General features: G+C 70.8%; 13 protein-coding genes and 1 pseudogene. 9 read left to right on the forward strand and 5 right to left on the reverse strand.

Annotated elements, in window-relative coordinates; all coding sequences use genetic code 11:
• Positions 1–7: 7 nt before the first annotated feature.
• From ACWD2L_RS27805 to ACWD2L_RS27815, 3 genes are read left to right on the forward strand one after another with little or no spacing between them, the layout of a single operon-like run.
• Positions 8–958 (forward strand): ABC transporter permease, encoded by a 951-nt coding sequence (locus tag ACWD2L_RS27805; RefSeq protein ID WP_351335000.1) that lies wholly within the window; start codon positions 8–10, stop codon positions 956–958.
• Positions 958–2,928 (forward strand): dipeptide/oligopeptide/nickel ABC transporter permease/ATP-binding protein, encoded by a 1,971-nt coding sequence (locus ACWD2L_RS27810; RefSeq protein WP_351335002.1) that lies wholly within the window; start codon positions 958–960, stop codon positions 2,926–2,928. Before ACWD2L_RS27805 ends, ACWD2L_RS27810 begins: the two co-directional genes overlap by 1 nt.
• Before the next feature lie 53 nt (positions 2,929–2,981).
• Positions 2,982–3,956, forward strand: coding sequence for an ABC transporter ATP-binding protein (locus tag ACWD2L_RS27815; RefSeq protein WP_351335090.1), 975 nt, complete (start codon positions 2,982–2,984; stop codon positions 3,954–3,956).
• Between the two features lie 6 nt (positions 3,957–3,962).
• Here ACWD2L_RS27815 and ACWD2L_RS27820 read toward each other — a convergent pair whose 3' ends face one another.
• Both ACWD2L_RS27820 and ACWD2L_RS27825 read right to left on the reverse strand, forming a co-directional pair.
• On the reverse strand, positions 3,963–4,649 hold the full coding sequence (locus ACWD2L_RS27820; protein WP_351335005.1) for an ATP-binding protein: 687 nt from the start codon (positions 4,647–4,649) through the stop codon (positions 3,963–3,965).
• A 53-nt stretch (positions 4,650–4,702) separates the two neighbouring features.
• Positions 4,703–5,623: a LysR family transcriptional regulator gene (locus ACWD2L_RS27825; protein ID WP_351335008.1), complete on the reverse strand. Its 921-nt coding sequence runs from the start codon at positions 5,621–5,623 to the stop codon at positions 4,703–4,705.
• 89 nt (positions 5,624–5,712) lie between these two features.
• Between ACWD2L_RS27825 and ACWD2L_RS27830 the strand changes: the two genes are divergently transcribed.
• Entirely contained in the window at positions 5,713–6,360 is a 648-nt protein-coding gene (locus tag ACWD2L_RS27830) for a LysE family transporter (protein ID WP_351335011.1), read from the forward strand.
• A gap of 115 nt (positions 6,361–6,475) precedes the next feature.
• Here ACWD2L_RS27830 and ACWD2L_RS27835 read toward each other — a convergent pair whose 3' ends face one another.
• Positions 6,476–6,682 carry a DUF6243 family protein gene (locus ACWD2L_RS27835; RefSeq protein ID WP_351335014.1) on the reverse strand — a complete coding sequence of 69 codons (207 nt, stop codon included), beginning with the start codon at positions 6,680–6,682 and terminating at the stop codon, positions 6,476–6,478.
• Positions 6,683–6,935: 253 nt separating this feature from the next.
• Here ACWD2L_RS27835 and ACWD2L_RS27840 point away from each other — a divergent pair.
• Positions 6,936–8,798: pseudogene (locus ACWD2L_RS27840) on the forward strand (cellulase family glycosylhydrolase).
• Positions 8,799–8,955: 157 nt separating this feature from the next.
• Positions 8,956–10,305, forward strand: coding sequence for a hypothetical protein (locus tag ACWD2L_RS27845; protein WP_351335017.1), 1,350 nt, complete (start codon positions 8,956–8,958; stop codon positions 10,303–10,305).
• A 15-nt stretch (positions 10,306–10,320) separates the two neighbouring features.
• Here ACWD2L_RS27845 and ACWD2L_RS27850 read toward each other — a convergent pair whose 3' ends face one another.
• Positions 10,321–10,911, reverse strand: a complete 591-nt coding sequence (locus ACWD2L_RS27850; protein ID WP_351335020.1) for a TetR/AcrR family transcriptional regulator — start codon at positions 10,909–10,911, stop codon at positions 10,321–10,323.
• Positions 10,912–11,022: 111 nt separating this feature from the next.
• On the opposite strand from ACWD2L_RS27850, the gene ACWD2L_RS27855 reads away from it, so the two are divergent.
• The 3 genes from ACWD2L_RS27855 to ACWD2L_RS27865 all read left to right on the forward strand — a co-directional run bounded on the left by ACWD2L_RS27855 (position 11,023) and on the right by ACWD2L_RS27865 (position 12,948).
• Positions 11,023–11,943: an alpha/beta fold hydrolase gene (locus tag ACWD2L_RS27855; RefSeq protein ID WP_351335023.1), complete on the forward strand. Its 921-nt coding sequence runs from the start codon at positions 11,023–11,025 to the stop codon at positions 11,941–11,943.
• A 29-nt stretch (positions 11,944–11,972) separates the two neighbouring features.
• Positions 11,973–12,095, forward strand: a complete 123-nt coding sequence (locus tag ACWD2L_RS27860; protein WP_351335026.1) for a hypothetical protein — start codon at positions 11,973–11,975, stop codon at positions 12,093–12,095.
• Between the two features lie 166 nt (positions 12,096–12,261).
• Positions 12,262–12,948 (forward strand): nucleotidyltransferase domain-containing protein, encoded by a 687-nt coding sequence (locus ACWD2L_RS27865; RefSeq protein WP_351335029.1) that lies wholly within the window; start codon positions 12,262–12,264, stop codon positions 12,946–12,948.
• A gap of 13 nt (positions 12,949–12,961) precedes the next feature.
• Here the strand turns inward: ACWD2L_RS27865 and ACWD2L_RS27870 are convergent, their stop codons facing one another.
• Positions 12,962–13,828, reverse strand: coding sequence for an MFS transporter (locus ACWD2L_RS27870; protein ID WP_351335031.1), 867 nt, complete (start codon positions 13,826–13,828; stop codon positions 12,962–12,964).
• Positions 13,829–13,862 lie beyond the last annotated feature (34 nt).

Genomic DNA, 13,862 nt, shown 5'->3' on the forward strand with positions numbered 1-13,862 from the left:
AATCAAGATGGTTGCATTCCTCCGGCTCGCGTTGCGCCGCGTCGCGATGATGCCGGTGATGATTCTCGGCATCGCGCTGCTGGTCTTCGTGGTCCTGCAGTTCTCGCCCGCGGACCCCGCGTACAACGCGCTCGGTGACAGCGCGAGCCCCGAGGCGCGTGCCGCGTTCGCCGAGGCCCAGGGCCTCAACGACCCTTTGCCGGTGCGGTACTTCAGCTTCCTGGGCCAGTTGGTGCAGGGTGACCTCGGTGTCACCGTGCCGCCCAGCCAGCCCGTGGTCGACCGGATCGCCACCGCGTTCCCGCTCACCCTCCAGCTCACGCTGCTCGGTCTCGCGCTGGCCATCGTGCTCGCGCTGGTCGTCGGTGTCACCAGCGCCATGTGCCGCGACCGCTGGCCCGACCAGGTCTTCCGCGTCGTCTCCATGGCCGGCATCGCACTGCCCTCGTTCTGGCTCGGAGTGCTCCTCATCCAGCAGTTCGCGCTCAACACACCGCTCTTCCCGACGGGCGGTTACGTCAATCCGGCCGAGTCCTTCACCGGCTGGCTGCGCTCCCTGGCCCTGCCGGCGATCTCGCTCGCGCTGCCCGTCGCCGCGTCGCTCGCCCGGCTCATCCGTACGTCGATGGTGGCCGAACTCGACCGCGACTACGTCCGCACCGCCCGCGGCAGCGGCCTGCCGCCCTTCCTCATCATCCGCTCGGTCCTGCGCAACGCCCTGGTCACCCCGCTCACCGTGCTCGGTGTCAAGGTCGGCTATCTGCTCAGTGGCGCCGTCGTCATCGAGGCGATCTTCGATCTGCCCGGCATGGGCAAGCTGATCCTCGAAGGTGTCACCGGCGGCGACGTCGCGCTCGTGCAGGGCACCGTACTCACCATCGCCATCGCGTTCCTCGTGGTCAACGTCGTCGTGGACCTGCTCTATCTGTTCGTCAACCCGCGTATCAGGACGGTGTGATGCTCGCTCCACGTTCCCTCGCCGAGCGTCTCGCCCGGCCCGGCACACGGCTGCGCCGCCTGCCACTGACCTCCCGTATCGCCCTCGGTGTGCTCCTGGTCGTCGTCCTCGGCGCGGTCCTCGCACCGCTGCTCACCCAGGACCCGCTCGCCACCGGCGTTCCGGCCCAGGCACCGGGCGGCGACCACTGGTTCGGCACCGACCGGTCCGGCCGTGACGTCTTCGCCCGGGTGGTGCACGGCGCCCGCTACTCGCTCACCATCGGCTTCGGCGCCACCCTGCTCGCCCTTGCGCTCGGCTCGCTGCTCGGCGCGCTCGCCGCCACCTCGCGCAAGCTCGCGGACGAGTCGGTGATGCGCACGCTCGACGTCATCATGTCGTTCCCGCCGATCGCGCTCGCCGCGGTCCTCGTCGCCGTGTTCGGCCCGAGCGTCCCCGTCATCATCTTCACCATCGCGTTCGTCTACGCGCCCTCCCTCGCCCGCGTCGTGCGCGCCAACGTCATGGAGCAGTACGGCGAGGACTACGTGGCCGCCGAGCAGGTCATCGGCGCGGGGCGCGGCTACATCGTCGCCCGCCACATCGCCGTCAACTGCGCGGCCCCGATCCTGGTGTTCGCGACCGTCATGGTCGCCGACTCGATCATCTTCGAGGCGAGCCTGTCGTTCATCGGCGCCGGTGTGCAGGACCCCGACCCCAGTTGGGGCAGCGTCCTGGCGTACGGCCGGCAGATCCTGCTGTCCGGCGGCTGGTGGGCGACCTTCTTCCCCGGCCTCTGTCTGCTCGTCACCGTGCTCGCCCTGAACGTGCTTTCGGAGGGCATGACGGACGCGTCTGCCGCCCCTGACACCTCGCGTACTGGGGGCGGCGATCCCTCCGAGGCGCCCGCGGCGGCAGCCGTGGACCAGGCCGACGTGAACACGGCTCTCAGCGAACTCGCCACACAGCTCGCCGGGACCGATCCCGCGGTGCGCCCGTTGCCCGCCGACGCGCCCGAGCTCCTCGCCGTACGCGATCTCACCATCCGCTTCCCCGACCGCTACGGCGACACCCGTGTCGTCGACGGAATCTCCTTCACCGTGCGCGAGGGCGAGACGCTCGGTCTGGTGGGAGAGTCCGGCTGCGGCAAGTCCATCACCAGCCTCGCGATCATGGGTCTGCTCGCCCGCAACGCCGAGGTCGAGGGCGAGATCCGCTACCGCGGACGCGATCTGCTGACGCTGACGCCGAAGGAACGCCGCGCTCTGATGGGCCCGGAGATCGCGATGGTCTACCAGGACGCCATGTCGTCCCTGAACCCGTCCGTGCTGATCGGCACCCAACTCAAGCGGCTCACCTCGCGGGGCGGCACCCGCACCCCGGCCGAGCTCCTCGACCTGGTCGGCCTCTCCCCCGAACGCACCCTGCGCAGCTACCCGCACGAACTCTCCGGCGGTCAGCGCCAGCGCGTCCTCATCGCCATGGCGCTGTCCCGCAGCCCCCGCCTGCTCATCGCGGACGAGCCCACGACCGCGCTCGACGTCACGGTGCAGGCCCAAGTCGTGGACCTGCTCGTGCAGTTGAGGGACGAACTCGGCTTCGCCATCGTCCTCGTCTCGCACGATCTCGCCCTCGTCGGCGACCTCGCCCACCGCGTGGCCGTCATGTACGCGGGTCAGGTCGCCGAGACCGGTGCCACGCGTTCCCTGCTGACCGACCCGGCCCACCACTACAGTCGCGGCCTGCTCGGCTCCGTCGTGTCCCTGGAGGCGGGCGCGGAACGTCTGCACCAGATCCGCGGTGTGGTGCCTGCGCCCCGGTCGTTCGGCGCGGGCTGCCGCTTCGCCTCGCGCTGCGCCGCCGCGACCGACCTGTGCGCCACCACGCCACCGCCCGTCGCCGACCGGGGGCCGGCGGGCGACCACTGGTTCGCCTGCCACCATCCGGCGTCCGAGGCCCTGGCGGCGCAGCACCTGGAGAGCACCCGATGACCGCGCCCGCACCCACCGCTGAGACCACCCGGGACACTGCCATGGACGACCCGCTGATCCGCCTCGACGGCATCCACGTACGCCACAAGGCCCGTAGCGGTGGCATCCTGCGCCGGGACTCCGTTCATGCCCTCACCGACGCCTCGCTGGAGGTGCATCGCGGCGAGATCGTCGGCCTGGTAGGCGAGTCGGGCTGCGGCAAGTCCACGCTGGCCCGCGTGGTCACCGGTCTCCAGCGCCCCACCGAAGGCCATGTCCTCTTCCACGGACGGGACTTGTGGGAGATGTCGGCGGCCGAACGCCGTACGGGCTTCGGCCCCTCGGTGGGTGTCATCTTCCAGGACCCGTCCACCGCGCTCAACCCCCGACTGCCGGTACGCCGCATCCTGCGCGACCCGCTGGACGTGCACCGCCGCGGCAGCAACGCCGAGCGCGAGCGACGCATCGGGGAACTCCTCGACCTGGTGGGCCTGCCGGAACACACTCTCGGCGCGCTGCCGAGCCAACTCTCCGGCGGGCAGCGACAACGCGTCGCGATCGCCCGCGCGTTGGCCCTCGAACCCGAACTCATCGTCGCCGACGAACCCACCAGCGCGCTCGATGTGTCCGTGCGCGCCCAGATCCTCAACCTCCTCACGGATCTGCGCGAACGCCTGGGCCTCGGCATGGTGTTCATCTCCCACGACGTCCAGACGGTGCGCTACCTCGCGGACCGGATCGCGGTGCTGTACCTGGGCCGTGTCGTCGAGGAGGGTCCGGCCCACCAGGTGGCGGGCCGGGCACGGCATCCCTATACGGAGGCCCTGCTGTCGGCGACGCCGAGTCTGCTGGAGCGGCCCGAGCGGATCATGCTGGCCGGCCCGGTACCGTCCGCCACCCATCCGCCGACCGGCTGCCCGTTCCGTACGCGCTGCTGGAAGGCGGACGACGTGTGCGCCACCTCGTTCCCCGCCGCGGACACGGAGGGCGGGAGCCACCGGTGGCACTGCGCGCACGCCCGTACGTTCGCACTCGAGACCGTGGAGTAGCCGAGGTCACGCGGGCGAGCGGCGCGCGCCGATACCCGGCAGTTCCTGCAATCGCTCCCGGACGTACCGCTCCGTCTGCGCCGCGTCCCGCTCGCCCACGTCAACGCTCACCACGTTCCATCGCGTCGCCGCCAGCCTGCGCAGGGTCAGTTCGCTCTCCCGGCGCAGGTGGTCGGCCGCGGAAGCCAGGTCGCTGACGGAAGCGGTGCCGGGCGAGTTCCGAAGCTTGTCGACATACCAGTCCGCCCACTGCGGGCCCTCACGTTCGACCGCCCGCCGCAACGCGACTTCCGGGTCGTCGCGGAGGAACACGACGGTGACCCGTGCCGGCTGCACGGCTTCCTCCAGGTCGTGCACGACCTCCGCGATCGCCGTCTCGTCATGCCCCCAGGCCACCAAGGACGGGATGAAGGGGATCAGCGCATCCGTCACCAGGACGTCCACGCCGTCCGCCCGCGCCTGCTCCACGTACGACCGGGTTGCCTCCACCAGAGTCCGAGGCCGCACACTGCCGGCTCCGCCGGCGAACTCCTCGGCCACGGCACTGAAGGCCGGGCGCACCAGGATGTCCGCTTCCTCGAAGTGATCGACCACGGCCCCCGACGCGTCGGCCCAACGCGCCAGCGCGCCGCACAGCGTCGACTTCCCCACACCGGGGCTGCTGCCCACGACCGCGATCAAGTGCTGTTCCACCACAGCAGTTTTCCACACACCACCGCTCGCCCACGTTCGCGGGGCGCCTCCCATCAAGGACGTACGGCGGAATCCGCGCGATCGGCCGCGGCCCTGCGCAGGGCCGCGAGGCCGCGGGCGATCACGGGGTGGTCCTCGCTGCCGCGCCGTACGCACGCGACGAACCGCCGTACCGGAGCGGGCGCACCACGCAGGGGCACCCGCACCAGCTCCAACGACACCGGCGCCAGGCGCGGCACCAGCGCGATGCCCAAGCCGTGGGTGACGAGCGCGGCCACGGCGTGCCAGTCGACCGCGGCATGCGCCGTCCGTGGTGTGAACCCGGCCGCCACGCCCGCCGCCGTCAGCAACTGCTCCTGATCGAGGGGGTCGCCTGCTCTGATCCAGGTCTCCTCCGCGGCCTCGGCCAGTTCGATGCCGCCCGTGCGCGTCGCGAAGGGGTGACCGGGTGGCACCAGTACGTCAAGTGGCTCCTCCAGCAACGGTAGTTGGGTGAAGCGCGCGTCGTTATGCGCGGGGCCGCCGGGCGCCGGGATCGCCACCGCGATGTCCGCGCGTTCCGTCATCAGCAGCTCGTACCGGTCCTCCGCGTGGTCCTCACCGATCTCGACCGTGATCCGCGGATGTTCGTCGCGAAGGCTCCGGGCCGCGGGTGCCATCAACGCCGCGATGGCCGTGGCCGCCCCGGTGAACCGCAGCCGCCCCGCCTCCTCGTTGCAGTAGGTGGCCAGCTCGGCCCTCGCCCGCTCCCAGCGTGCAAACAGCGCGTCGGCGTGCCGGATCAGAGCCAGCGCCGCGGGGGTGAGCCGGACCCGCCGCCCGTCCGGTTCGAGCAGTTCGACACCCGCGTGGGCCGCGAGTTGCCGCAGTTGCTGGGAGACGGTGGACGGGGTGAGGTGCAGCACGCGGGCGGTCGCGGTGACCGTGCCCTGTTCGTGCAGGACCCGCAGGGTCTGCAACCGAGGATCGATCATGCTGCCATCCAACCATTCGGCACGGCCGCACGGTTTCAGGCGGAAACATTCGATGGACGCACACGCTCGCAGCCGCTGAGACTGCCTGCATGGCCGTCTCCGAACTCCTCAACGATGCCTTCCTGCCGGGCCTGTGGGCGGGGTACGCCCTGGCCGTGCCCGTCGGCGCGCTCGCCGTGCTCCTGGTGAGCCTGACCGCGCAAACCTCGCTGAGGGTGGGCACCTCGGCGGCGCTCGGCGTGGCCACGGCCGACGGCCTCTACGCGGCGCTCGCCGTACTCGGCGGGGCGGCCGCCTCCCGGATCGTTCAGCCCGTGGCGGGTCCGCTCCGCTGGGTCGGCGCCGCGGTCCTGCTCGTCCTGGCGGCCCGGACGGCACTCACCGCGATACGCGAACGGGGCGCGGCCCCGGAGGCGACGTCCCCGCCGTCCGCCCTGGGCCGGCCGGCACGCGCGTACCTCGGCTTCCTCGGTCTGACCCTGCTCAATCCCTGGACCATCATCTACTTCTCGGCCCTCGTACTGGCCGGACCCGCGCGCGGGGACGGCGGCGGGCCGGACCGCGCCGCGTTCGTCGCGGCCGTGATCGTCGCCTCCGCGAGCTGGCAGGTGCTTCTGGCCACGGGTGGAGCCGTGCTGGGCAGGACACTGACCGGCCCGCGGGGGCGGCTCGTCACCGCGGTGACGTCGAGCGCGGTGATCGGAGCGCTCGCGGTGAGCCTGGTGCTTACGCCGTGAGCGAGGGCGCTGCCGCGGATCGCGGCCGTAGTGACAGCGCAGGCAGCAGGGCCCGGACCGTGCGTCGCGGTCCGGGCCCTGTCTTCGTACCGTGCCGCCCCGTGGCGGCGGTGCGTCAGCTCTGAGTGCTGTCGTCGCCCGCCTGCTCGGCGGCGGCTGCCTTCTCGCGCATCTTGCGCACCAGCTCCGCCTTCTGCTCGGCCGCACCCTGGCGGTCGAGGTTGCGGTGCGGGCCGTTGTTCTGGCGCTCGGCGCGGGACAGCTTCTTGCGCTGGCCGCCACCCTGGCCCACAGGGTTGTTGATGTTCTTGCTCACGGTCATGGGTTCTCCCGGAATGATGTGAAGTGATCTACGGATTCATCGGTGGGGGACGGGCGCGGCGACGTCGGAGGACGTCAGCAGGGGCCCGTCACGCTCTCACTCGTAAATCGGCGTCTGGAAGAACATGTCCCCGACATTACCCGGTTCCGCCGACCCCGCACACCAGGTTTCCCGCCGTCCCGGCGCCGGCCGGCCGCTCGTCGACCACCCCGCACCATTGACGGTGACCTGACACAACCGGACCGTAGTGGGCATGCCGAAGACGTGTGCACGCCTGCTCGCCGCCTTGGCGATCCTCTGCGGATTCCTGACCGTGTCGGGCGCACCGCCCGCCACCGCCGCCGACGCCCTCCCCCACTCCCTCTGGTTCGACGAGACACCTCTCACGGTGCAGAACGGCCGCTTCACCGACGGCCATGGCCGAGAGGTCGTCCTGCGCGGCTACAACGTCTCCGGCGAGACCAAACTGGCGGAGAACGGCGGACTGCCCTTCGCCTCCGTGGCCGACGCCAGGAAGTCCGCGGCGGCGCTCCGCGCTTCGGGTGGCGGCAACGCCGTCCGCTTCCTGCTCTCCTGGGCCGCGGCCGAACCCGAGCGGGGCAAGGTCGACACCTCCTACCTCGCCGCCGCCACCGACCAGATGCGCGCCTTCCTCGACGCCGGCGTCCGCGTCTACCCCGACTTCCACCAGGACCTCTACTCCCGGTACTTGTTCGACGCGGACAGCTGGTACACGGGCGACGGCGCCCCCAAATGGGCCGTGGAGGCGGGCGGTTACCCCAAGGAGTCCTGCGGGATCTGCCTCCTGTGGGGCCAGAACATCACCCAGAACAGGGCCGTGACGCAGGCGTCGCACGACTTCTGGCACAACGAGTACGGCCTGCGGGACGCCTTCCTGGACACCGCCGGGGCCACCATGGCGTACATCAAGGAGCGCGTGAGCGCGGCCGAGTTCACCGGCGTCGTCGGCTTCGACCCGTACAACGAACCGCACGCCGGCACGTACGACTCAGGCCGGACGAGCCGCGCCTGGGAGCGGGACGTGCTGTGGCCGTTCTACGAGAAGTTCCGCGCCCGCATGGACACGGCCGGCTGGCAGGACAAGCCGCTCTTCGCGGAACCGAACCTCTTCTGGAACGCCAACCTCGACTTCCAGCGGCAGGAGGGCGGGCTCCTCGACACAGGCACCCTCGGGCCGCGCTACGTCTTCAACACCCACTTCTACGACCAGAAGGCCATCTCCGGGATCTTCATGTGGGGCAAGGCGAAGGACGGCCAGTACACAGGCGACTTCGGCACGGTCCGCGACCGCGCCTCCGCCACGGGCACGCCCGCGATCGTCAGCGAGTTCGGCCACCCGCTCGCCGGGGCGGTCTCCGGCAAGGCGCCGACCGTCAACAAGGCCATGTACCAGGCGCTCGACTCCCGCGTCCCGGGCGGCAGTTGGTGGTCGAACCCGTCGGCGTCCGGCCCGGTCCTGTCCGGAACGCAGTGGCAGTGGGACATCTACAGCGGACGCCACCACGAGCCGATGAACGGCAACCCCGACAAGGTCAAGACCGACGGTGACGCCTGGAACGACGAGGACATGTCCGCCGTACGCCTCGACGACTCGGGCACACCGACCCTCCGCCAGGACACCCGACTCCTCGACCGCCTCTACCCGAGCGCCACGTCCGGCAGGAACGTCGCCTTCACCTACGAGGACCGTTCACGGGACGGCTCCACGACCCTGACCTGGAACCCGGTGCCCAGCTCGCTGCCGAACGTCGCGCGCCTCGTGGGTTCGGGCCAGTACGGGCTGCTGGCCTGGCGCTCGGGCAAGGGCTCGGCCCCGACCGAACTGCACCTCCCCGCGACCTTCCCGACCGGTTCCACGACCGTCGTCTCGGACCTCGGCACGGCACACGCTCCCGCGGCCTAAACCCCGGGCACCCCGATCGCCACGGCCCCCGAACCCGGCGGCACGGGCAGCCGCCGCCTGCTCCTCACCGACCAGGACTCCGGTGCGCTGCACTACGCGCTGGTGACCAACGGAGCGTCGGCGCCATCGGCCGAGCTGCTGAAGTCTGCCCGCTCCGAGCTGTCGGACTGGGCCACGAAGACCCTCCGGTAGCGCGGTTCCAACCGCCTTCGTCATGGTCCCGGCCGGCTCTCCACGTACCGGCGTACGGCCGTCCTCGTGATTTCCCCGCGCGCCCTGAGAACTTGAGGACCTCGAAGACAAATAGGCTGATAACACACTTCGCATGTCTGAACACGCTGCTCAACCCATGCGAAAGTCCCGAAGACCCGCGCGCGCCTGCCTCACCTTCGCCGCCGCGCTGTCCCTCGGCGCCATCGGCTCCGTCTCGGCGTACGCCGCGGACGCGACAGTTGTCCATCCCGGGGACCTCGGCCCCACCGGGCCGTGGTTCAGGCTCCAGGACGACCCGGGAAACGCCGGAATCGCCCACGGCACCCAGGAAGTCGCCGCCTTCGCCGACCCGCAGTGGCTCGACGGAAGCCTGCACCTGGCCGTCGGGGCCGGCGAGACCTCCCAGGCCGCCCACCCGTTCGCCGCGCCGATCACGCTGACGTCGCTCCTGGCCTCCGGCATCTCGTACTCGGCGTACCAGAACTCGGCCGGGTCCACCGTCGGGAACGCCGGCGCGAACCTCCAATTCCCCATGATGTGCGGCGGGACGTTCACCACGCTCAGCTTCGAGCCGGGCAGCAACTCCGACACCGCGGGCAGAAACGGCGTCGTCCCGGACACCTGGCAGACCTACGCCCCGGACGGGGCGTCCTCGTGGCGAACGTCGCGGGCCGTGGCCGGGATGCCCGCACAGGGCGACGCGACGCTGGCAACCTTCGCCGCCGCCTGCGATGCACCCGGGGACGGCGCCCTCGGCGTCATCGCCAGGGTGGGCCGGCTGGGCTCCGACACCGCCACGCTCGACACCTACGTGGACGGCATCACCGTCGCGGGCACCACCTACGACTTCGCGGTGGAAGGGCGCGCCACCGCGGCCGTGGACGTCCCCGACCGGGTCGTCGCCGGAGGCCCTGCGGTCGACGCCTCGGTGACGTACACGAATCCGGCCGACGGCCCGGAGTACCCCGACACCGGCACCACCCTGACGCTCAAGGGCCCGGCCGGACTGCGCCCCGACCAGGTGACGGTGATGGTGGACGGCAAGCGGATCCCGCTGGCCGCAGGATCCGACGGCACCTTGGTGGGACAACTGCCCAAGGGCACCACCTTGCCCCCCGCGGGCGCCTCGACCACCGCGTTCACCCTCGCCGTCGCCGACGGAGCGCCGACAGGACCGCTGTCCGTCACCGCCGAACTGACAGCCCAGGCGAGCGGCGGGACCCGCAAGCCTGTCGACGTGGCGGACGCCGACTCCGCGCGTATCGAAGCCCGACCCACCCCCAGCCCCACTCCCAGCCCTTCCACCGCCCCACCGACCCCCGGGCCCACCAAGAGCGAACCCGCGGTGCCGGCCCCCGGGCCGACCGGTCCGACCCTCGCCGAGACCGGAGCAGCCGCGCACGAGCGCTGGCTGGGCATCGGGGCGCTGTCGCTGGTCGCCCTCGGCTCGGCGACCTTCCTCATCGCGCGCCGCCGATCGAACTGACCACGCCGACGGGCGCTACCTGCTCGCATCGAGAGCCTCGGCAAGCGCGTCGAGGCTCACGTCGACGATGGCGCGCAGTTGCTCCCCTCCCACCCCGGTTCTGCTCATGACGGCGAGGGACTGATTCACGGCCGCAATGTGGATGGCGAAGGTCTCGGCCGCCTCGTCGTGCAATCCGCCGGCCTTCAGTGCGGCGCGCAGCCGGGAGCGCTGGAAGCCGACCGCCTCCTTGGCGCGCCCGACGACGCGCGCGCTCAGTACCGGGATCGCCAGGACGGATTGCACCACCAGGCATCCGTCGGGCACATCGGGGTCCGCGATGCGTTCCAGGGTGACATCGAAGAACCCCCGCACGGCCGCGAGTGGTCGATCGGCGGCGCATGACAGCGCGGCGTCGAACTTCTCTCCGTAGCGCGCCGCGTAGCGCTCCAGGCAGCGCATGAAGAGCGCGTCCTTGTCGCCGAGGGAGGAGTAGATGGAGCTGCGGTTGAGCCCGGTGGCACGGGACAGGTCGTCCACCGATGTGTCGGCGTAGCCGGCCCGCCAGAACTGGATCATCGCGGCGTCGAGCGCCATGTCGATGTCGAACTGCTTCTTCCCTGCCATGCCGCACCTCCCTACTGGTCTGCGCTTGTGCTGCCGGCCACTCTATCTTGAACTAAAAAGTTCAAGATAGGTACGTTGCGACAGCACACTCCACCCTGAGGGAGGGACTCCATGACCGACCACCTGATACCCGACCATCCGATGCCGGACCTGCCGCTGCACGACCTGCCCGGCTTCACGCACCGCTGGGTCGACGCGGACGGTGCCCGACTCCATGCCGTCGAGGGCGGCCTGCCGAACGCCCCGACCGTCGTCCTGCTCGCCGGATTCCCGCAGACCTGGTGGGCGTGGCGAAAGGTGATGCCCACGCTGGCCGACCGATTCCACGTCATCGCGATCGACCTGCCGGGCCAGGGCCACTCCGAACGCCCGCACGGCAGCTACGACACGCACACCGTCGCCGCACACGTCCACGCCGCGGTGGAAGCCCTCGGAGTGTCGGCGTACTGGCTGGTCGCCCACGACATCGGCGCGTGGGTCGCCTTCTCCCTCGCCCTGAAGTACGAGAGCCGGTTGCACGGACTCGCCCTGCTCGACGCCGGGATCCCGGGCATCACGCTCCCCGAGTCCATCCCGACCGACCCCGAAAAGGCGTGGAAGACCTGGCACTTCGCGTTCCACCTCGTGCCCGACCTGCCCGAGACACTCCTCGCGGGCCGCGAACGCGCCTACGTCGACTGGTTCCTGAAGGCCAAGGCACTCGACCCCGGGACCTTCGACGACGCCGAGGTCGAGCAGTACGCCATGGCCCTCGCCGCTGGCGGCGGGCTCCGCGCCGCCCTCGCGTACTACCGGGACGCTGCCGAATCGGCGCGGCTGAACCACGAGGCACTTGAACGGCAGCACTTGACGGTGCCGGTTCTCGGGATTTCCAGCAGCCACGGCTCCATCCCCGACATGGCGGCTTCCATCGGGCCATGGGCCGACAACGCCACCGGGGTCGTCGTGCCGGACGCGGGACACTTCATCCCGGACGAACAGCCCGCCGCGGTCGCCGCGGCCCTGGCCGGTTTCATCTCGGACCACGATTGACGCCGCAGTGGGTCAGGCAGTTGGCGGCGGTGACATCCGCGGAACCGGACCCGCTCGCCGCACGGTTCATCGGTGGCCTGCTCGGTCACGGCATGCGCGTGCCCCGCGGTGTGCAGACGCAGCTCACCCAGGACGCCGAATCGACCGGCTGAGGAACTGGAACTTCCCCCCTTTTGCCGGGCAGTCGACGCCCGCAGGCAACTGGACCTACGGGAAGCGTTGTTGGTCCGCAGTCAGGCCCCACTCGGACTGGCCAGAGGGCTGGCACGATGAGTACCCATGGATGCTCAAGAAGCTGTAGCGGCACAGGCTCGCCGTGTGGCCACCCAGCTCTTTCCGCACGCCGTGGGCGCCGTGCTCGGAGGTTCCGCGGCTCAAGGTCGCGCCACCCCGACCAGCGATCTGGACGTGGCCGTACTTCTTCCCGACTCGGAAACGGGCCGCCGGGAGGTGATCCGTCACGATGGCCGCATCGTCGAACTGTTCCTCAACACCGTTGCGGGCCTACCCGAGTTCTTCGCGTGGGACGGGGCCCGACGCCGCGGAACCGTCCTCTTCCTCTACGACCGGGGTCTACCCCTTGCCGACCCGCACGGGCACGTGGCTCGTGCGCGCCGGCTGGCCCGAGATGTGCTGGCTTCCGGCCCTCCGCCGCTCACCGAAGCCGAGTGGGAACACGGTCGCTATGTACTCACCTGCTTCCTCGACGACCTGATCGACACCCCACCCGACAACCGGTACGAACAGCTCTCCCTCGCCGACCAGGTGCTGCACAAAGCAGCTGACCTGGTCACGGCCCATCACAACGCTTGGACGGGGATCGGCAAGTGGCTTCCACGCAGGCTGCTGAGCGCTGACCCCGCATTGGGTGAGGCCCTCCTGGACGGTCATCGCGTCCTGGCCGAACACGCCGACCCGCTGCCGTTGGCCGCTGCGGTCAAGCAGGCTCTGGACTTGTTCGGCGGACCGTTGATGGAGGGCTACGCACACCGCTGGCCCGTGTGAGTGGTCTCCGACGTCAGGCGGCCGCCATCCTGCTCTGCCGTCGGCAGACGGTCGCCCCCGCGGTCGTCAGCGCCAGGAACGTGGCCATCACGATCGCCATGGGGGCGGCGCTGCGGGTGCCGAACAGGCCGATGAGGGGTGAGGCGGCGGCGCCGAAGGTGAACTGCGCGACGCCGAGCAGTGCGGACATCGTGCCCGGGGCCGTGCGCCCCCGGCTCTGCCCCACGGCGTTTACGGCTGGGAACACGAACCCGAAGGACGCGACGGTGATCAGCAGGCACAGGCAGAAGGCCCAGAGTTGCGACCCCACCGTCGCGGTGAGCACAAGCAGGAGGAGCTGGCCGCCCAGCCCCGCCACCGCACCGATGACCAGCAGTGTCTCGGGACGACGCCCGCGCACCAGCCTCCCGTACAACAAGGACGCGCCGAGGTTGGCCAGGGCGTTCACCCCGTAGACGACACTGGTCATCGTGGCCGACAGGCGCAGCAGGTCGTGCAGGACGAACGTCGCCCCGGCGATGTAGGCGAAGACGGCAGCGCCGACACCGCCCATGGTCAGAACCGGAGCGAGGATGTTCGGCCGTGCCAGCAGGGTCCCGACGATCGGCTTCTCGCAGAACGTCGGCAGGCCCGCGCGCTGGACGGCGCGGATCAGGTCGGCGTGGGTGAAGGTGGGCGCGGCGATGACGACCCCGTCGAGGCCCGCGCCGAGCAGTGCGGCGAGGTCCCCGGCGACCTCGCCGCCGGTGCGGTCCGCGACGGCGCGGGCGGAGCGCTCGTCCGCGTCGTGAACGACGATCCCGCTGACCACCGGGAGGTTGGCGAGTGTCGTGGCGTGGAACGCGCCGATGCGGCCGGTGCCGATGAGTCCGATGCGCATGGGGAACACCTTTCGTCATTCGTACGAGCGGGAG

The organism is Streptomyces sp. NPDC002754, from assembly GCF_053592315.1.

Excerpts from the sequence above, each read along its gene's own strand:
- ACWD2L_RS27870 (WP_351335031.1), bottom strand. The coding sequence starts at position 13,828 with ATGCGCATCGGACTCATCGGCACCGGCCGCATCGGCGCGTTCCACGCC.
- ACWD2L_RS27805 (WP_351335000.1), top strand. The coding sequence starts at position 8 with ATGGTTGCATTCCTCCGGCTCGCGTTGCGCCGCGTCGCGATGATGCCG.
- ACWD2L_RS27825 (WP_351335008.1), bottom strand. The coding sequence starts at position 5,623 with ATGATCGATCCTCGGTTGCAGACCCTGCGGGTCCTGCACGAACAGGGC.
- ACWD2L_RS27845 (WP_351335017.1), top strand. The coding sequence starts at position 8,956 with ATGCGAAAGTCCCGAAGACCCGCGCGCGCCTGCCTCACCTTCGCCGCC.
- ACWD2L_RS27810 (WP_351335002.1), top strand. The coding sequence starts at position 958 with ATGCTCGCTCCACGTTCCCTCGCCGAGCGTCTCGCCCGGCCCGGCACA.
- ACWD2L_RS27830 (WP_351335011.1), top strand. The coding sequence starts at position 5,713 with ATGGCCGTCTCCGAACTCCTCAACGATGCCTTCCTGCCGGGCCTGTGG.
- ACWD2L_RS27850 (WP_351335020.1), bottom strand. The coding sequence starts at position 10,911 with ATGGCAGGGAAGAAGCAGTTCGACATCGACATGGCGCTCGACGCCGCG.
- ACWD2L_RS27855 (WP_351335023.1), top strand. The coding sequence starts at position 11,023 with ATGACCGACCACCTGATACCCGACCATCCGATGCCGGACCTGCCGCTG.
- ACWD2L_RS27835 (WP_351335014.1), bottom strand. The coding sequence starts at position 6,682 with ATGACCGTGAGCAAGAACATCAACAACCCTGTGGGCCAGGGTGGCGGC.